Raw genomic sequence first — 17,739 nt, forward strand, 5'->3', positions numbered from 1 at the left:
GGGACGCCGTCCGGCTCACATCCCGGGATCGCCGAACTGTTCGAGGAGGACGTCGGCCGGTGTGTGGGCCGGGACGGCGGGTGCGCCGTCGTGGAGGGTCTGCTCCGCCCAGATGACCTTGCCGCGGGTGGTGTACCGCGTCCCCCACCGCTGCGCCAGCCTGGCCACGAGGAACAGCCCGCGCCCGCCCTCGTCCGTGGTCGCCGCCCGGCGCAGGCGCGGCGAGGTGCTGCTGCCGTCCGACACCTCGCAGATCAGGGACTGCCCGCACAGCAGCCGCACCCCGATGGGCGCGGAGCCGTACCGGATCGCGTTCGTGACGAGTTCGCTGAGGATCAGCTCCGTGGTGAACGCGATCTCCTCCAGCCCCCACTCCCGCAGCCGCCGCCTGCAGCGCGCCCGCACCGAGGGCACCACCGCCGGGTCCGGCGGCACCTCCCACTCGGCCACACGCGAGGGCGGAATCAGCCGGGTACGCGCCGCCAGCAGCGCGATGTCGTCGCCGCGGTGCGCCGGCTTCAGCGCGTCGATCACCGCCCGGCAGGTCTCCTCCGGAGCGCGTCCCCCGGCCCCGCCCAGCGCCACCCGCAGCCTCTCCAGCCCGACGTCGATGTCGCGGGTGCGGTCCTCCACCAGCCCGTTGGTGTACAGCACCAGCTGGGAACCCTCCGGCAGCCGCAGCTCGGCGGTCTCGAAGGGGTGGCCGCACAGGCCGAGCGGTGCGGAGGGCGGCACCCCGGGGCAGTCGACCGTGCCGTCCGGGCGCACCACCACAGGGTCGGGGTGACCGGCCCGGGCCACCGTGCACGTGCCCGTCACCGGGTCGTAGATCGCGTACAGGCAGGTCGCTCCGGACACCCCCTCGCCCTCGTGGCCGTCCGCGCCGTCGCCCTCCTCGTTGTCCATGCGTACGACCAGCTCGTCCAGGTTCCCGAGCACCTCGTCCACCGGAAGGTCCAACGCGGCGAAGTTGTGCACCGCCGTACGCAGCCGGCCCATCGTCGCCGCCGCGCGCAGCCCGCGCCCGACGACGTCCCCCATCACCAGGGCCACCCGCGCACCCGGCAGCGGGATGACGTCGAACCAGTCCCCGCCCACCCCCGCCTCGGCCGGCAGGTACCGCCAGGCCACGTCCAGTGCCTCCTGCTCCGGCTGCCCCCGGGGCAGCAGACTGCGCTGCAGCGTCACCGCCATCGCGTGCTCCCGGGCGAACCTGCGGGCGTTGTCGATGGCCACCGCCGCCCGGGTGGCCAGCTCCTCCGCGAAGGACAGGTCGTCCGGCTCGAACACCGGGGAGTCCTTCGTCCGGTAGAAGTTCGCCACGCCCAACGGCACGCCCCTCGCCCTCAGCGGCACGGTCAGCAGCGAACGCAGGCCCCCCTCGAGCGACTTCCGGGCGCGCTCCGGATCCTGCTCCTGCCAGCCGCGCGCCTCGCGCAGATCCGCCTCCAGCACGCCCCGGCCCTTCTGCAGCGTCCGCATCTGCGGGGTCGCGGTCGAGAAGTGGATCACCTCGCCCAGCGGATACACCGGCACCATCCGCCGATCGCCGCCGATCGCCGCCCGCCGCAGATGCCGCCAGCCCTCCGCCGTCGGCTCCCACCCGCGCAGCACCGCGTCCAGCAGGTCCACCGTGACCAGGTCGGCGAACCGCGGCACCGCCACCTCGGCCAGCTCCCGGGCCGTACGCTCCACGTCCAGCGTCGTCCCGATCTCCGTGCCCGCCTCGTACAGCAGCCTCAGCCGCTCCCGCGCGGCCTCGGCCCGCCCGGAGACCGCCGCCAGCTCCGTGGTGTCCCGCAGGGTCAGCACGCTGCCGCCGCGGCCGTCCCGCGGGAACGTGGGCCGCTTGTTCACCGCCAGCAACCGGTCCCCGACGAGACACACCTGGTCGGTGACCTCCTCCGGCGACGCCAGCAGCCGCGTGAGCCGCTCCGGCAGTCCCAGCTCGCCCACATGACGCCCCTGTGCGTCCGCCGCCAGCCCGAGCAGCCGCGCCGCCTCGTCGTTGGCCAGCACCAGACACCCTTCGGCGTCGCTGATCAGCACGCCTTCCCGCACCGCGTGCAACACCGCGTCATGGTGCTCGTACATCCCGGCGAGCTCCGCGGGCGTCAGCCCGCGCGTCTGCCGCAGCAGCCGCCGGGACGCGAGCGTCGTCCCCATGCCCGCCAGGAGCAGTGCGACCGCTCCGGTGCCGAAGGCGATCGGTACCTGGGGTATCCACAGCCGGGCCACGTTCCTGACCGTGATCCCCGCGGAGACCGCGCCCACGACCGTGCCCCGCGGATCGGTCACCGGTACCACCGCCTGCACGGCCGTCCCCTTGCCGGCCGGCAGCGGCGGCCCCCCGGCCTGCTCCACCACGGTTCGGCCGCGCAGCGCGGAGTCGATGTCACCGACGAACTTCTTCCCGATCTCCGCCGGGTAGGGGTACGTGTACCGGACGCCCCGGGTGTCGGTGACGACCACGAAGTCCACGCCCGCCCGCTTCCGCGCCTGCTCGGCCCGAGGCTGCAGCACCGCGGAGGGGTCCGGGCCGCGCAGCGCCTGCGCCGTCCCGGGCGCGTTCGCGAACGACTCGGCCGCGACGACCGACTCCCGCCTTCCCTGCTGCACCGCGTCCCGCGCCGCCTGCAGCACCACGGCCGCCACCGCGGCCAGCACCAGCAGCACCACGATCACGACCTGCAGCAGGAACATCTGCCCGGCCGTACTGCGCGGGTTCAGCAGGGAGACACGGCGCTCACCCGGGCGTCCGGCGCCCACCCGTGCCGTCGGGCTCCGGGAATGCCCGGAAAACACCCTCATGCATCCTTCATAACACCGGGGAGCGCGCCTCACCGGGCGGGTCGGCCGGGCCGGGGGACGACTCCATGGGCAGCGGCTGTTCGGCCCAGATGGTCTTGCCGGTCGCGGTCTGGCGGCTGCCCCAGCGTTCGGAGATCTGGGCTACGAGCAGCAGCCCGCGCCCGCCCTCGTCGAAGACGCGGGCCCGGCGCAGGTGCGGCGCGGTACTGCTGCCGTCGGAGACCTCGCAGATCAGCGTCGCGTCGCGGATGAGGCGCAGCATGATCGGGGGTTCGCCGTACCGGACCGCGTTCGTCACCAGCTCGCTCACGATCAGTTCGGTCGCGAACGCCGTGTCGGTCAGCCCCCAGACGGCCAGCTGGGTGCCCGCCACCTTGCGGGCCCCGGCCACGGCCGCCGGGTCCTGCGGCAACTGCCAGGTGCGCACCTTCGCGCTGTCGAGCGCGGACGTCCGGGCCAGCATCAGCACGATGTCGTCGGCGGAGCGGTCGGCCAGTACGGTGCGCAGCACCTGGTCGCAGGTCTCCTCCAGCGGACCGTCCGCACCGCCGAGCGCCTGCTGGAGCAGGGCGAGCCCGACCTCGATGTCACGGTCGGCGGCCTCGACCAGGCCGTCCGTGTAGAGGGCGAGCAGGCTGCCCTCCGCCAGTTCCAGCTCGACGGATTCGAAGGGCAGGCCACCGAGGCCGAGCGGCGGTCCCGCGGGGAGGTCCAAGAGTCGTACGCCTCCGCCGGGGTTGACCAGGGCGGGCGGCGGATGCCCGGCGCGGGCCATGGTGCAGCGCCGGGACACCGGGTCGTACACGGCATACACGCAGGTGGCGCCGACCTCGCCCGACGCGTCCTCGGTCCGTCCGCGTACCTCCGGGCCCTCCTCCCGGTCGAGCCGGATGACGAGGTCGTCCAGCTGGGTGAGCAGTTCGTCGGGGGCGAGGTCGACGTCCGCGAGGGTCCGCACGGCGGTCCGCAGGCGGCCCATCGTGGCCGACGCGTGGATGCCGTGGCCCACCACGTCGCCCACCACCAGGGCGACCCGGGCGCCGGACAGCGGGATCACGTCGAACCAGTCCCCGCCGACGTCCGCGCCGGATCCGGCCGGCAGATAGCGGTAGGCCACCTCCATCGCCGCCAGACCCGGCGGCCGCTCGGGCAGGAGGCTGCGCTGGAGCGCCAGCGCGGTGCGGCGTTCACGGGTGTAGCGGCGGGCGTTGTCCACGCTCACGGCGGCTCTGGCGACGATCTCCTCCGCGAGCAGCAGATCGTCCGCGCTGAAGTACTCCGGAGTGCGGTGCCGCAGGAAGTGCACCAGGCCGAGGGTCACCCCACGGGCCCGCAGCGGCACCAGCATCACCGAGTGGATCATGTACTTGGACACGGTCTCCGCCCGGGCCCGGGAGGACCGGATCCACTCCCGCATCCCCGGATCCTCCATGCGTTGCCGTGTGCCCCGGCCCCCGGCCAGTGTCTGCGCCGGCGGCGTCCCCACCGGGTAGAGGAACGTCCCGCCCGTGGGCACCACCGACTCCGGGCAGCCGTCCAGGACCGACCTCTGCGCCGTGCGGCGCACGGTGACCGGCTCGCCCGCCAGCACCTGTTCCGGCTCGTCGCCCAGCGCGACGGACTCCAGCAGGTCCACGGTGACGAAGTCCGCGAAGCCGGCGACGGCCACGTCGGCCAGTTCCTCGGCGGTCCGGGTCACGTCCAGGGTGCTGCCGATGCGCAGGCTCGCGTCGTTGAGGACCGCGAGCCGGCGGCGGGCCCAGTACTGCTCCGTGGTGTCGAAGACCGCCGCGGACAGCCCCCGGACTGCGCCGGTCCCGTCCTTCAACGGCGACAGGAACATCGACCAGGCACGCTCCCGGGTGTCACCGGGGGACTGGCCGCGCCCCTCGTGGAACACCGTCTTCCCGGTGCGCAGGACCTCTCGCTGGAGGCGGTCGTACTCGTCGAACGGCGGTCTGGGCTCGATCTCCCACAGGGTCAGGCCCCGCATGTCCGCCTCGGACCTGCCCATCAGGCGGGCCATGACCTCGTTGGCGGCCACCAGCCGGGCCTGGCGGTCGTACACCGCCACCGGCACGGGGAGCTGGGCCAGCGTCAGGTCCCACAGCTCCGCGCCCCCCGGCTCCGGCGGTGCGGCGAGGTCCGCCGGGGCGGCACCGGTCACGAGCCAGAGCCGTCCGGGGCCCGCGTCGACCAGCGGCGTCCCCCGCAGCCGCACCACGACACGGTCCCCGTCCCGGCGCCGCAGTGCCACCTCACCGGCCCACCGCTGCCCGTCCGCCACACGGCGCCGCGCCGACCCGGGCAGCTCGCCGGCGAGCAGTTCCCCGGCGGGCCGGCCCACGACCTCGGCGGCCCCGTATCCGAGCAGCCGCTCAGCCGCGTCGCTCCACGCCAGAACCACCCCACCGGCGTCGACGACGACCGCCGAGTCCTCGGCTGCGCGTACCTCCACGGTGCCTCCGGATGTCACGCCCCTGCCGCTGTGCGGACACCCGGGTACCCAGTCCGACGCCGTGCTCCACGGCGGTCGGCGGACAACGGGTTCTTACGAAACCCTGACAGGGCGGCGAAGATCCCCCGTCACTTCAGCCTCATGGACGATTCTGGTTCCCAACGCCACTGGACTGCCCCCCTCGCCGGAAGCCGGCATGGAGGGCATCGCCGCGGCATGAACAAGCGGCTGCCGCGGAACAGCGCCCCGGAGGCTCCTCCGGGGCGCGACGCGTTCTCGCACCGGGACGAACCCGGCCGGGAGCGACCGTCCCCGAGGTCCTGGGCCGTACAGGACGGGCATGCGACGGGACCGTCGTCCGGTGCGGTCCTGCGGCTCACGACGCCGCGTCTTCCACAGGAGCCGAGGAACCATGTGCGCGGCGAGCGGATCGTCTACGTCCCCGGCGTCCGCACCGTTCGACCGGCGGCTGCCGACGCCGCACGCATGCCCGAGGCGGGCTCGTGCGCGCCGTCGGTCGGATAGGTCTCGTCCTCCCCGAAGTCAGGGGCCTTGAAGGGGTTCGTCGCCGGAGGCGGCGATGCCGCCGGTGCGCAGTCAGGTTGCCCTTCCAGGGCGGAGAACAGCGACGTCAGATCGATGAGAGTCCCTCTTTCGGTACAGGTCCCCGAAGGGGGCCTGGTGTGCCGTGACCGGGCACTGCGGTCCTACAGCTTGGTCATCTTGGCGTACGGGCTCAGAATCCGCATCTGCGCCGAGCCGAAGTCCACGAGCGCCGCGATGCCCTCCTCGACGCCGACCACCCGACCGAGGCCGTACACGTCATGGGTGACCTGGTCGCCCACCGCGAAGTGCTTGGGGACCGGCGTGACCGGGGCCTTGAAGGGGCTGGTGGGCAGATGACGCTTGGGTGCAGCAGGCTTTGTCATGGTTCAGTATGAGCCCATGGGGCGCCCCGTTGGCTGTGGCCGTCGGCACAGATCCATTGCGTTGACGTCCAGGCGGTCGCGTCGTTCACGATGACCGGGCCCGCCCCGCCCCGCCTGGCGGTCCGATCCGGCCATGGCCCCGATCCGGCCATGGCCGACTCGCGCCCTTCTGCCACGGCGTCGGGCTGCCCAGACTGCCGTACACGGACCTGTGGGGGAGGGCTTCGTACGTGGCTGGGCGTAGACGTGGTGCGGCTGCCCGGAGGCGGTCGGCGCGGTGGGAATCCGCGGCGGTCGGCGGTGCCCTGGTGCTGGTCGTGCTGCTTCCGCTGGTGGTGTTCTGGTCAACCGTGTGGCCGTACGTCACGGGCGTACTGGTCCTGGGCGGCCTCGGAGCGGTGGCCTGGTGGCTGTGGCGTACGGACCGGCTCGTGCGCGGGCGGGAGCGGCTGTGGCGGCAGGAAGAGGCGGTGAAGGCCGGCCACCGGACTCTCGCCGAGGTGGACGCGATGACCGGCACCGAGTTCGAGGACCTGGTCGCAAGCCTGTGCCGACGGGACGGCTGCACGCAGGTGCGGCGGGTGGGCGGTGCGAACGACAACGGCGCCGACGTCGTCGGCCGTCTCCCGGACGGGCGGACCATGGTGATCCAGTGCAAGCGCTATGCGCCGAGCAGCACGATCGCGAGTCGCGAGTTACGCGATCTGCTGGGTGCCAAGGTGCACTTCGGGGCCGACCTGGCAGTGTTCGTGACGACCACGCGCTTCAGCCGGCCCTCCGAGAGGTTCGCCGTGCAGCACGGCATCCTCGCGGTGCACCGCGATCACCTCGGCATGTGGAACAACGGGGCCTCTCTGCTGTCCCTCGGCGAGGTGAACGGCAGAGGACAGGGAGACTCCCGGCACCGGGCACGCTGGAAGCGTGCCTACGGGAGATGACCGCGTCCAGCACGGTCCGGACGGCCCCGGTCGGACGCTCCGCCGCATCCTCCTTCACGCCCTGCGCCAGGCGTCGAGCAGTTCCTCGGGGCCGTACGTGGCCTGGAGGCCGGAACAGCGGATCCCGCCCCGGGAGACCGCCACGAGCGGCACCGGCTCGTCGGTGATCGCTGCCCGGTGTTTCTGCAGTGCGGCCAGGGCGTGGCTGTCGAACACGGAGTTCTCCAGCCACTTGACCGAGCCGAGGAAGAGCAACCGCCTGGCCACCGGCTGCCGGTCGGCGCCCACCAAGTCGATTTCGACGTCGTTGCTGCGGGTCCAGTACCCGCCGACAGGGGCTCGATCGCGCGGCCCCGCCAGCTCGTCCACCGCACCCTGATCCGGCTCAGGGTGAGATCTCCCCGCATCGATACCACCTTCGAGGTGCCCGCGGGAACCGCTGCGCTCGCGCGGGGGAGCGCCCCGCGGCGCGTGGCCGCGGGGCGCCTTGTGGGGGTTCAGTCGATCGCCTCCCCGTTGTGCATGCCGCCCTTGCAGGTGTTGCTGGAGAGATCGGGCGTTCCGCCGGCCTGCTTGCACTGAGAAGGCGTGACGGAAGAGGGGGTGCCCTGTGCCGTGGCGGCGCCGGCGGCGGCGGCGCCTGTGAGGCCGAGTCCGGCGAGGGCTGCCGTAGCGATGACGGCGGCGAGAATTCGTCGAATGCGCATGTGGTTCGCCTTTCGCGGATTTGCCGGGGTTGGGGCACTAGCCAGCCTGATCTTCACCCATGTGGGTGGCACGTCATGTTGCGCCATTCGGGTGACAGCCCTGTCGGGTGCGGGGTCGGTGACACGGCCCGTCGGGCAGGCTCCGGCGGGGGCAGCGTCCCCATGCACTCTGGGAGCCCCCGAAAACGAACTGACACGGAAACTGAGACGGACAACGCCGAAGGGCCCCACCGCGAACGGTGGGGCCCTTCGACATCGTGCCCGGTGAGGCACTGGCGGAGGATACGAGATTCGAACTCGTGAGGGGTTGCCCCCAACACGCTTTCCAACTGTGGTGGTGGGGTGGTGGCGCTCGTACGGGGGCGTTCACCTGCGTTCATGGGCGGCTGGCTGTCGGCGTTGAGACGGCTGGGGGTCTCGATGAACGGCCGTGAACGTGGCTGAATGAGACGGAAACTGAGACGGCAGCCCCCATCGTCCTAGGGTTGATCTCGCCACCATGGCACGTCCGGGCTGTCAGCCGGGATGACCTTGGCCCTTGCCAGGATCTTCCTGTCGAGGGCCCGCACGAGGGCCCGTGACTCACGCGCGCTTTTCCTGGGCAGCGCGTGAAGCACGGCTTCGAGGTGTTCACGGAAGTCGGCGCCGTAATAAGCGGGTCCGCTCTAGTCGACGCAGGTCAGCTCCGCCAAGCCACCCTTCCCCCATGAAGATCACGATCTACGGCTGGAGTATTGGGGCGCGGAGCTTCAGTGGGCGTTCGGCCGTGACCTCCCTTCCTTGTGTCATCAGGCCGCCGATGGAAGGGTCCTGGTCCAGGCAGAACGGCCTATCCCAGGGAGAGGGTCGCGATGACTTACGGCTACATCGCCTCGATGAAAACCCAGCCCGGTTCCCGCGACGAAGTCGTCTCCATCTTGCTGAGTGGGGTGGACGGTCTCCGCGAGGCGGGATGTCACCTCTACGTCGTCAGCGTGTCCAACGACGATGACGTGACGATCTGGGTGACCGAGGTCTGGGAGAGCAAGGAGCATCACGATGCTTCGCTGGAGCTGACGGAGACGCAGGCTGCCATCGGCAAGGCGATGCCGATGTTGACGGGAGAGTTCACTAGGCGGGAGTTGTCTGTCATGGGCGGGCTGGGACTTTAGACGTCGTCAAGACTGCATCAGTGCCTGATACCGGCGGCTGACACCAACAAGCACGAACAGCAGCGGTCGGTGCCGGACCTCAGTGGACGATCGACCGCGGCACAGGGGCCGTTGGTCGACGTTGACAAGCCCTTGTGATCGCCCTGATAAGGATGAGGCCGAACCGTAAAGCGCCGTGCCCCACTCGTGCCCGATGAAGCGGGAAACCACGGGGAGCAGCGGGCAGCGACGGTGGCCGAACATGAGAGCGGCCCCTGACCAAGTCTCCCTGGTCAGGGGCCGTTCTCACTGCTCATCGCGCGGGCGGTGGGATTTGAACCCACGGTGACATCGCTGCCACGACGGTTTTCGAGATCGCCGAAGGAGGCGACTCGCCCACGAGACTCCCACCGAGCTAGTGATGATCTCGGCGTGGAGCCGGTCCTGTGCTCTCCTTTGTGCTCTCTGTTGAGACGGTGTGATCAGAAGCACGCATGACGGCCCTGATCAACATGACCAGAACCAGGCCGCCAACGAGGATGGCGGCGACGCCGACGCTTCCGGTCTCAACGCTCTGGCCGAACAGCTTCCAGCAGGGCCCGGTCCTCCAGTGGAAGGCTCCACGGGCGGCTCTTGCGGACCACGTCCGCGCCCCGGCGCCGCAGAACCGTCACCAGCTTGCCGAAGGCGCGAGGGCTCAACCCGGAGGACGGGGCTATCCAGGACGGCTTCGACGCCGTGATCACACCAGCCACATCCGGAACATCTCAGCTCGCCGGTTGGCCTGCGGACCTTTCACGGATGATGGTCCGCCCGCCTCCTCGTGTGGTGACGGCGGGCCGCCATTCCCAGCAGGGCTAATCCCGCGAAGCCAACCAGGAGGGTTGTCCACTCGGGCATATGGGCTGCCCGCATGAGGCCGGCGACGCCAAAACTCGTATCCCATCCGGCCTCTGTGATGGCCGAGCCGAAGCCCTGGATGGCAAGGATGGCACCGGACAACCACAGCAGCCCCTGACCTGTGCTGCTGTCTGGCCTCTTGAACTGATTCGCCATGATGAGCTTTCCCTCCCGATGTCCGCGCATCGTTCCGATGCGATCGCATCACATCGTGCCGCCACCCAGGATACGATGCAAGTGCATCAGAACGTGGGGAGGAGTAAACCGTGCCCAGGCAGGTCGACTACGAGGACCGGCGCCGACGGATCGCTGATGCGGTCTGCACCCTGATCGCACGCTCGGGCATGGAGGCGGTCAGCCTCCGCGAGGTCGCCACCCAGGCCGGCGTGTCCATGGGAGCTGTCCAGCGCTGCTTCCGCACCAAGGAGGACATGCTGCTCTTCGCGCTGGAGCACATCTCCCAGCACGTCAGCGACCGCGCCAACCAGCGCATCGCCGCCACCTCCACCCCCCAAGCCGCGTCGACCCTGCTGTCCCACACCCTGGCCGAACTCGCCCTGCTGGATGAGACATCGAAGACACAGGCTCATGTCTGGCTGGCCTTCGTCGCCCATGCCCCTGCCAGCGAGAAACTGGCCGCCGTCCTGCACGACACCTATGCCAAGCTTCACGACCTCATTGCGTGGATCATCCGCTACGGCCAGGACACCAAGGATTTCCCCCGGATCCTTGACCCCGATCGCGAAGCACACATGCTCCTCGCCCTGGCCGACGGCCTCACGGTCCACGTCCTGGCAGGCCACCACTCACCGGCCACCGCGCTGGCCACCCTGCAACGCCACATCGACCACCTGCTGGAAGACGCGTCCGGCCGCAGCTGACCCCTCCACTCCTAAAAGCGGAATCCTGCACCCGGCGCCGGGGTTCTTCATGACGCACGCCACACCGCCGCGACCGTGCTCCTGCTCCCTCGGCGTCCCGGATGTCGTGGTCGACGCGATCATGGGTTGGGAGCCTGGGGGAGCGGCGCGGATGCGGGCCCGGTACATGCACGTCACCGGGCCGATGCTCCGGAAGGTCGCGCAGCAGGTTGGTGCAGCGTTCAGGGAGCCGCCTGCGGCCGGCTGAAGCTCTCAGGGCGTGCGGGCTGTCCCTTCTCGTTCCGCGAGGAAGTCATCGAGCAGCATGAAAAGTGTCGTGATGACGCGTTCTCCTGTTCCGGTGAGAGCCGCGTGAAGTGCCAGCGCTCATTGGGAAGCGCGATGTGGCGAACCTGCCCCATCCAGTTGTGGTTGCACTTGCGGCCGCGCCGGGCCACCAGCCACTCATGCCAGCCATCGAACCCGGGACCGCCGTGTCGCTGGGCATGGGCTCCGTACCCTTCGAGGAACGATTCCAGGCGGGCGAGTGTGACCTCCCCGACAAACATGCCGGGCCGCTCCGCCACGTTGGCCCAGTACTCGCGCTCGCTCATGCCTATGAGATCCATCCGCGCATCCTCTCGCTTGGTAGCCGGCCGTTGCTGGGTGCTGAGCGAGCGGCAGTCGATCAATCGAGACGGAAGCTGAGACGGACAACGCCGAAGGGCCCCACCGCGAACGGTGGGGCCCTTCGACATCGTGCCCGGTGAGGCACTGGCGGAGGATACGAGATTCGAACTCGTGAGGGGTTGCCCCCAACACGCTTTCCAAGCGTGCGCCCTAGGCCTCTAGGCGAATCCTCCGCCGGAAACATTACATGACCGAGGGGAGTGCTCGCGAACTCGTTCCCGCAGGCCGGGATCGGGTACTCTGTGCGCAGCCCCTCACGCGGCGCTATCTGACTGAACTCCCCCAGGGCCGGAAGGCAGCAAGGGTAGGTTGGCTCTGGCGGGTGCGTGGGGGGCGTCTGCGTTGCGGTGGAGGCCGGCCGCGGGGGCTCGGGCGGGGACCGTTGTCAGTGGGCGCCTATAACCTCGTAAGCGTGTCGTCTCTCGCTCTGTACCGCCGCTACCGCCCGGAGTCCTTTGCCGAGGTCATCGGGCAGGAGCATGTCACGGACCCGCTGCAGCAGGCGCTGCGGAACAACCGGGTCAATCACGCGTACCTGTTCAGCGGGCCGCGCGGGTGTGGCAAGACGACCAGTGCCCGGATCCTGGCCCGGTGCCTGAACTGCGAGAAGGGGCCGACGCCGACGCCGTGCGGGGAGTGCCAGTCCTGTCAGGACCTGGCGCGCAACGGGCCCGGTTCCATCGACGTCATCGAAATCGACGCCGCTTCGCACGGCGGTGTCGACGACGCGCGCGAGCTGCGGGAGAAAGCCTTCTTCGGGCCCGCCGGCAGCCGCTACAAGATCTACATCATCGACGAGGCCCACATGGTCACGTCGGCCGGGTTCAACGCGCTGCTGAAGGTCGTCGAGGAGCCTCCGGAGCACCTGAAGTTCATCTTCGCCACCACCGAGCCCGAGAAGGTCATCGGGACGATCCGGTCGCGGACCCACCACTACCCGTTCCGGCTCGTGCCGCCGGGGACGCTCCGGGACTACCTCGCGGAGGTGTGCCAGAAGGAGGACATCACCGTAGAGGAGGGTGTCTTCCCGCTCGTCGTGCGGGCCGGCGCGGGCTCCGTGCGCGACTCCATGTCCGTCATGGACCAGCTGCTCGCCGGCGCGGGCGAGGACGGCGTGACGTACGCCATGGCCACCTCGCTGCTCGGGTACACCGACGGGTCGCTGCTCGACTCCGTCGTCGAAGCCTTCGCCACCGGGGACGGGGCCGCCGCCTTCGAGGTCGTCGACCGGGTCATCGAGGGGGGCAACGACCCGCGGCGGTTCGTCGCCGACCTGCTGGAGCGGCTGCGGGACCTGGTGATCCTCGCCGCCGTGCCGGACGCCGTCGGCAAGGGGCTCATCGACGCCCCCGCCGATGTCCTCGAGCGCATGCAGGCCCAGGCCGGCACCTTCGGCGCCGCCGAGCTCAGCCGGGCCGCCGACCTCGTCAACGAGGGCCTGACCGAGATGCGCGGCGCCAACTCGCCCCGCCTCCAGCTCGAGCTGATCTGCGCGCGCGTGCTGCTGCCCGCCGCGTACGGCGACGAGCGCTCCGTCATGGCCCGGCTGGACCGGCTGGAGCGAGGGGTCAGCTTCTCCGCCGCGCCTGCCGGTGCGCCTGCCGCGGGGTACGTGCCCGCGCCCGACGTCCACACGGGCGGTGGCGGGGTGCAGGTGCCGCCGGGCGGCGGTGCCGCGGCGGCTCGCGCGGCCGTCCGGGGGCAGGGGGGCGCCGGCTCCGGTGCCGCCGGGGCTCCGGCGCCCGCGGCTCCGCCTCCCGCACCTACGCCGCCTCCCGCACCTACGCCGTCCCCCTCACCCGCGCCCTCACCGTCGCCCGCGCCCTCACCGTCGCCCGCGCCCTCACCGTCGCCCCAGCAGGCTCCGGCCGGGCCCCCGCCCGGCGAGCAGGCCCCGCCGCCCGCACCGGCGGGTACTCCGGCGCGCGGCGCCTGGCCCACCGCGGCTCCGGCGGGTGGCGGCCGGCGGCCCGGTGGCTGGCCCACGGCCACCCCGGCAGGCGGCGGACAACCGGCGGCGGCCGGTGCACCGACGCCCGCCCCGGCCCCGGCGGCCCCGGCACCCGCTCCGGCGACACCCCCGCAGGCGGCCCCCGCGCCCTCGGCCCCCGCTCCCGCCGGTGGCCCCGACCCGCGCATGCTCTGGCCGAACATCCTGGAGGCCGTCAAGAACCGCCGCCGCTTCACCTGGATCCTGCTCAGCCAGAACGCCCAGGTCGCGGGCTTCGACGGCACCACCCTTCAGCTCGGCTTCGTCAACGCCGGTGCCCGCGACAACTTCGCGAGCAGCGGCAGCGAGGACGTGCTGCGGCAGGCGCTGGCCGAGCAGTTCAACGTGCAGTGGAAGATCGAGGCCCTCGTCGACCCCTCGGGCGGGTCCGGCGGCTCCGCACCCCCGCCCGCCGGCGGACCCGGAGGATTCGGATCCTCAGGTCCCTCCGGGTACGGCGGAGGCGGTGCCGGTGGTGGCTACGGCGGCTCCGGCGCCGCGAACCCGCAGCGTCCGGCCGCCCCGCAGCCGGGCCAGGGCGCCCCGCAGGCCCGGCCCTCGGCTCCGGCGGCCTCTCCTGCGCCCGCCTCCCGGCCGACGCCCGCACCCGAGCCGCCCCCGGTCTCCCCGGAGGACGACATCCCCGCGGACGACGACCCCGACCTCGACGAGTCGGCCCTGTCCGGACACGAACTCATCGTGAGGGAGCTGGGAGCGACGGTGGTGGAGGAGTTCTCCAACGAGTGACCCCGGGAGTTCGCCGGAGTCCGTAGGCGTTCGTAGGAGCTTGTAGGAACGTACAACCTCCCCGCCCTCCGGCTCTCATCGGGAACGCCAGCTAGGCTGGCCCCCGTGAAGGTCCTCGTCATCGGCAGCGGCGCCCGCGAACACGCCCTGTGCCGCTCCCTGTCCCTCGACCCCGACGTCACCGCGCTGCACTGCGCCCCAGGCAACGCCGGCATCGCCGAGGTCGCCGAGCTGCACCGGGTCGACGCGCTCGACGGCGCCGCGGTGTCCGCGCTGGCCACCGAGCTGGGCGCCGACCTCGTGGTGATCGGCCCGGAGGCCCCGCTGGTCGCCGGTGTCGCCGACGCCGTCCGTGAGGCGGGCGTCCCGGTGTTCGGCCCCTCGCGGGAGGCCGCGCAGCTCGAGGGGTCCAAGGCGTTCGCCAAGGAAGTGATGGCGGCGGCCGGTGTGCCGACCGCCCGCTCGTACGTGTGCACGACCGCCGACGAGGTCGCCGAAGCCCTCGACGCCTTCGGCGCCCCGTACGTCGTCAAGGACGACGGGCTGGCCGCGGGCAAGGGTGTCGTGGTCACCTCCGACCTGGAGGCCGCCAAGGCCCACGCGGCCGGCTGCGAGCAGGTGGTCATCGAGGAGTTCCTCGACGGCCCGGAGGTCTCGCTCTTCGCGATCACCGACGGCGAGACCGTCGTCCCGCTCCAGCCCGCCCAGGACTTCAAGCGGGCGCTGGACGGCGACGAGGGCCCGAACACCGGCGGCATGGGCGCGTACTCCCCGCTGCCGTGGGCCGACCCGAAGCTGGTGGACGAGGTGCTGCAGAGCGTCCTGCAGCCGACCGTCGACGAGATGCGCCGCCGGGGCACGCCGTTTTCCGGCCTTCTCTACGCCGGTCTGGCGATCACGAGCCGGGGTGTGCGGGTCATCGAGTTCAACGCCCGCTTCGGCGACCCCGAGACCCAGGTCGTCCTGGCCCGTCTGAAGACGCCGCTGGCCGGCGTCCTGCTCGCCGCCGCGAACGGCACCCTCTCCCACCTGGCTCCCCTGCGCTGGAGCGACGAAGCGGCGGTCACCGTGGTCGTCGCCTCGCACAACTACCCCGGCACCCCGCGCACCGGCGACCCGATCACCGGCCTCGACGAGGTGACGGCCCTCGACGCCCCGCACGCCTACGTCCTGCACGCCGGCACCAGGCGCGAGGGTGACGCCGTCCTCAGCGCGGGCGGACGCGTGCTCTCCGTGACGGCCTCCGGCCGGGACCTGGCCGAGGCGCGGGACCGGGCCTACACCGCTGTGGCCCGCATCCGCCTGGACGGCTCCCAGCACCGTTCGGACATCGCGGCGAACGCCGCGGCGGACGCGGCGGGCGCGTAAAGCCACCGGTCAAGAGCCCTTTGCGAACGACCTGACCCCGGAGCGAATCCGGGGCCAGGTCGTTGCTGTGTGTCATCCACCTCTGACCAAAGCCATTCCATCGAGTGACCGATGCCCTATCCGGCTGACGGGGGCCCAGGCCCCAACTAGGGTGCGGCGCAAGCGTTCCGGCACTTGGCCCACCGGCATTGCGATGTCACTGGGGGGTGCCACAGTGGGGGAGTGAGCAACGCCAGGACAGCGCGAGGACAGCACGGAGGGGGTGAGGTCCGGTCGTGACCGGTATGGGTATGGAGGCAGGCGCGCAGGCCGCGCGGTCCCGGGCCCTCGCCGTGCTGCGGGTGCGCGGCCGGGGGCTCGCCGTCGCCGTGCTGCCCGCGGCGGCCGCCGTGATCCTGCTGGCGGGAGGCTCCAGCGGCCACCTCGTCGGCCACGGCTGGGACGTCGCCCGCTGGGTGGTGAGCGCGCTGGCCCTGGTGGTGCTGCTCGCCGCCGCAGGGATAGCCCTGGTCGTCGTCCGGGCCCGGCCCGCGGTGAGCCCCACGGTGTCCGTCCCCGAGGAGTCCGCGCCGGACCTGTACCGCATGGTGCGCGACCTCGCCGACCGCCTCGACGTGCCCGCGCCGTCCGCGATAGCGATCACGCCGGACTGCGACAGCTGGCTGGAGGACCGCACCCATCCGGCCCACGGCCCGCCGCCGCCCGAGTCCGGCGACGAGATAGCCGGACCGGGGCGGCGCCACCATCGGCGTACGGCCGTCGCTCCCGTCCTCGTCATCGGCTCCCCGTTCCTGTGGTGGATGCGGGTCGGCGAACTGCGGGCGGTCCTCGCCCCGGTCGTGGCCGGTACGGGACCCTCGGCGCATCCGGACATAGCGGCCGCCCGCCGCTTCGTACGGGGGCTGGACGCGGCGGTGGCGGTGGCGTCGACGCCAGGCCGCTGCGCGATGATCCGAGGAGTGTGCGCGGGGCTCGGCTGGGTGGCCCGGATGCTGCTGCGCGGCTGCCGGGAGCACGCGGCCCTGATGGAGCGCGCGGTCGCGGCGGCCGCCGCCGAGCGTGCACAGGCTGTGGATTACGGGCTGCGGATCGTCGCCCAGGAGCAGGTGGGGCTGGCGTACGCGGGCTGGGACCGGCTGCTGACCCGGGTGGCACTGCCCGCCTGGCGGATGGGCCGCTGGCCCTCGCGACTGGACGCAGGTGTCGTCGCGGCGCTCACCGAGCTGTCCCGGCGGGACCGACTGGCCGAGGGCTTCGCCTCCCGGCTGGGCGAGCGCCCCGCCTGTGACCTGCTCGAGGAGCCCGGCCTGGTGGACGAGGCCGCCTCCCTGCTCGCCGCCCGTCTCTTCCACGGCGGCCCCGCCGAGTCCGGTCCGGACTGGGCGCCGGTGGACTGGCAGGAGTACCCGGAGGAAGTGGTCGACCGCACCTGGCGCACCGAGGCGGCCCGTCTCCACCGGGTCCTGGACTCCCTGGGCGTCCGCTCCGCCCCCGCCGCCACCGCCTCCCCCGCTCCGACGCTGTCGCGGGTGCTGGACCACCTGTCGTGCCCGCCGCCCCCGCCGCCCGCCGTCACCGAGCCGGACGGCTGTCGGGCCGACGACCCGCGCTTCGCGTCCGCGGGCGACCCGCGCTACGCACCCGCGGACGGCGAGCCGCTGAACGAGCGCAGCGCCTCGCTCGCCGCAAGGCTCAGCGCCGAGGTGGCCCGTGAGGAGGCCACCGGGCCGGACCCGGCGCCGACGGCCGGTGCGGGCGCCGGTCAGGGCTCCGACACCGCCCTGTGGGACGACGACGCGCTGCCCCTGTTCCCGCTCCAGCCCCCGCGCACCGCCCGCGACCTGCTCGCCGAGCACGTCACGGCGATGGTGTGCTGCGCCGCGGTCGACACGGCGGGCGCGAGCCCGGGGCTGGACTGGCTCGACGGTCCCTCGCTGCTCGTCCACGGCGAGAGGGCCGCCGACCTCTCCGCCCGGGTGCTCAGCCTGATCGAGGAGGGAGACCCGCTCCCGCTGCGCGCCTGGCTGGTGGAGTCGGGGATACGCCCGGAGAAGCCGGTACGGCTGGTCTGACGAGCCGGCTGGACGGCCGTACCGGAGTCGGCTCTTCCAGTTCAGGTCAATTCGCAACGAATAGTGACCATACGCGTGTCGAATGTGCTGTGCTGGGACCGAACGCGCACATGGCAAGGGCGTACGACATACGACAGAC

12 protein-coding genes, 1 tRNA gene, 1 other RNA gene and 3 pseudogenes are annotated in these 17,739 nt (G+C 72.0%); 8 read left to right on the plus strand and 9 right to left on the minus strand.

Annotation, left to right across the window (positions count from 1 at the left end):
- Positions 1-15 precede the first annotated feature (15 nt).
- The 3 genes from ACFYZQ_RS35040 to ACFYZQ_RS35050 all read right to left on the minus strand — a co-directional run bounded on the left by ACFYZQ_RS35040 (position 16) and on the right by ACFYZQ_RS35050 (position 6,198).
- Entirely contained in the window at positions 16-2,703 is a 2,688-nt protein-coding gene (locus ACFYZQ_RS35040; RefSeq protein ID WP_389157039.1) for a SpoIIE family protein phosphatase, read from the minus strand.
- Positions 2,704-2,818: 115 nt separating this feature from the next.
- The gene (locus ACFYZQ_RS35045; protein ID WP_389156850.1) at positions 2,819-5,269 is read right to left on the minus strand and encodes a SpoIIE family protein phosphatase; all 2,451 of its coding nucleotides are present in this window, start codon (positions 5,267-5,269) and stop codon (positions 2,819-2,821) included.
- A gap of 707 nt (positions 5,270-5,976) precedes the next feature.
- Positions 5,977-6,198: a hypothetical protein gene (locus tag ACFYZQ_RS35050; protein WP_389156853.1), complete on the minus strand. Its 222-nt coding sequence runs from the start codon at positions 6,196-6,198 to the stop codon at positions 5,977-5,979.
- Positions 6,199-6,428: 230 nt separating this feature from the next.
- Here ACFYZQ_RS35050 and ACFYZQ_RS35055 point away from each other — a divergent pair, with 230 nt between their 5' ends.
- Positions 6,429-7,136, plus strand: a complete 708-nt coding sequence (locus ACFYZQ_RS35055; protein WP_389156855.1) for a restriction endonuclease — start codon at positions 6,429-6,431, stop codon at positions 7,134-7,136.
- Positions 7,137-7,190: 54 nt separating this feature from the next.
- Here ACFYZQ_RS35055 and ACFYZQ_RS35060 read toward each other — a convergent pair.
- Both ACFYZQ_RS35060 and ACFYZQ_RS35065 read right to left on the minus strand, forming a co-directional pair.
- Positions 7,191-7,546: pseudogene (locus tag ACFYZQ_RS35060) on the minus strand (ATP-binding protein); the annotation flags it as partial.
- An 87-nt stretch (positions 7,547-7,633) separates the two neighbouring features.
- Positions 7,634-7,843 (minus strand): hypothetical protein, encoded by a 210-nt coding sequence (locus tag ACFYZQ_RS35065; protein ID WP_389156857.1) that lies wholly within the window; start codon positions 7,841-7,843, stop codon positions 7,634-7,636.
- 851 nt (positions 7,844-8,694) lie between these two features.
- Here ACFYZQ_RS35065 and ACFYZQ_RS35070 point away from each other — a divergent pair.
- On the plus strand, positions 8,695-8,994 hold the full coding sequence (locus tag ACFYZQ_RS35070; RefSeq protein ID WP_389156860.1) for a putative quinol monooxygenase: 300 nt from the start codon (positions 8,695-8,697) through the stop codon (positions 8,992-8,994).
- Between the two features lie 563 nt (positions 8,995-9,557).
- Here ACFYZQ_RS35070 and ACFYZQ_RS35075 read toward each other — a convergent pair.
- Positions 9,558-9,728 (minus strand): annotated as a pseudogene (locus tag ACFYZQ_RS35075) (IS5/IS1182 family transposase); the annotation flags it as partial.
- 40 nt (positions 9,729-9,768) lie between these two features.
- Positions 9,769-10,029: a hypothetical protein gene (locus ACFYZQ_RS35080; protein ID WP_389156862.1), complete on the minus strand. Its 261-nt coding sequence runs from the start codon at positions 10,027-10,029 to the stop codon at positions 9,769-9,771.
- 110 nt (positions 10,030-10,139) lie between these two features.
- Between ACFYZQ_RS35080 and ACFYZQ_RS35085 the strand changes: the two genes are divergently transcribed.
- Both ACFYZQ_RS35085 and ACFYZQ_RS35090 read left to right on the plus strand, forming a co-directional pair.
- Positions 10,140-10,754, plus strand: coding sequence for a TetR/AcrR family transcriptional regulator (locus ACFYZQ_RS35085; protein WP_389156865.1), 615 nt, complete (start codon positions 10,140-10,142; stop codon positions 10,752-10,754).
- A gap of 39 nt (positions 10,755-10,793) precedes the next feature.
- Positions 10,794-11,001: pseudogene (locus ACFYZQ_RS35090) on the plus strand (site-specific integrase); the annotation flags it as partial.
- Here the strand turns inward: ACFYZQ_RS35090 and ACFYZQ_RS35095 are convergent.
- Both ACFYZQ_RS35095 and ACFYZQ_RS35100 read right to left on the minus strand, forming a co-directional pair.
- Complete coding sequence (locus tag ACFYZQ_RS35095; RefSeq protein WP_389156868.1) at positions 10,976-11,347, minus strand: hypothetical protein; 372 nt, start codon at positions 11,345-11,347, stop codon at positions 10,976-10,978. The pseudogene ACFYZQ_RS35090 and the gene ACFYZQ_RS35095 overlap by 26 nt on opposite strands.
- A gap of 161 nt (positions 11,348-11,508) precedes the next feature.
- Positions 11,509-11,596: transfer RNA gene (locus ACFYZQ_RS35100), tRNA-Ser, on the minus strand.
- A gap of 72 nt (positions 11,597-11,668) precedes the next feature.
- On the opposite strand from ACFYZQ_RS35100, the gene ffs reads away from it, so the two are divergent.
- The 4 genes from ffs (at position 11,669) to ACFYZQ_RS35120 (ending at position 17,600) form a co-directional block, all read left to right on the plus strand.
- Positions 11,669-11,765, plus strand: an RNA gene (ffs, locus tag ACFYZQ_RS35105) — signal recognition particle sRNA small type.
- A 70-nt stretch (positions 11,766-11,835) separates the two neighbouring features.
- Positions 11,836-14,160 carry a DNA polymerase III subunit gamma and tau gene (locus tag ACFYZQ_RS35110; protein WP_389156871.1) on the plus strand — a complete coding sequence of 775 codons (2,325 nt, stop codon included), beginning with the start codon at positions 11,836-11,838 and terminating at the stop codon, positions 14,158-14,160.
- Positions 14,161-14,265: 105 nt separating this feature from the next.
- Positions 14,266-15,528 carry a phosphoribosylamine--glycine ligase gene (gene purD, locus ACFYZQ_RS35115; RefSeq protein ID WP_389156874.1) on the plus strand — a complete coding sequence of 421 codons (1,263 nt, stop codon included), beginning with the start codon at positions 14,266-14,268 and terminating at the stop codon, positions 15,526-15,528.
- Between the two features lie 284 nt (positions 15,529-15,812).
- The gene (locus tag ACFYZQ_RS35120) at positions 15,813-17,600 is read left to right on the plus strand and encodes a hypothetical protein (RefSeq protein WP_389157042.1); all 1,788 of its coding nucleotides are present in this window, start codon (positions 15,813-15,815) and stop codon (positions 17,598-17,600) included.
- Positions 17,601-17,739 lie beyond the last annotated feature (139 nt).

The sequence above is a fragment of the Streptomyces sp. NPDC001843 genome (assembly GCF_042891955.1).
Taxonomy (GTDB): domain Bacteria; phylum Actinomycetota; class Actinomycetes; order Streptomycetales; family Streptomycetaceae; genus Streptomyces.

Excerpts from the sequence above, each read along its gene's own strand:
- ACFYZQ_RS35065 (WP_389156857.1), bottom strand. The coding sequence starts at position 7,843 with ATGCGCATTCGACGAATTCTCGCCGCCGTCATCGCTACGGCAGCCCTC.
- ACFYZQ_RS35080 (WP_389156862.1), bottom strand. The coding sequence starts at position 10,029 with ATGGCGAATCAGTTCAAGAGGCCAGACAGCAGCACAGGTCAGGGGCTG.
- ACFYZQ_RS35095 (WP_389156868.1), bottom strand. The coding sequence starts at position 11,347 with ATGAGCGAGCGCGAGTACTGGGCCAACGTGGCGGAGCGGCCCGGCATG.
- ACFYZQ_RS35120 (WP_389157042.1), top strand. The coding sequence starts at position 15,813 with ATGGGTATGGAGGCAGGCGCGCAGGCCGCGCGGTCCCGGGCCCTCGCC.
- ACFYZQ_RS35050 (WP_389156853.1), bottom strand. The coding sequence starts at position 6,198 with ATGACAAAGCCTGCTGCACCCAAGCGTCATCTGCCCACCAGCCCCTTC.
- ACFYZQ_RS35070 (WP_389156860.1), top strand. The coding sequence starts at position 8,695 with ATGACTTACGGCTACATCGCCTCGATGAAAACCCAGCCCGGTTCCCGC.
- ACFYZQ_RS35040 (WP_389157039.1), bottom strand. The coding sequence starts at position 2,703 with ATGTTCCTGCTGCAGGTCGTGATCGTGGTGCTGCTGGTGCTGGCCGCG.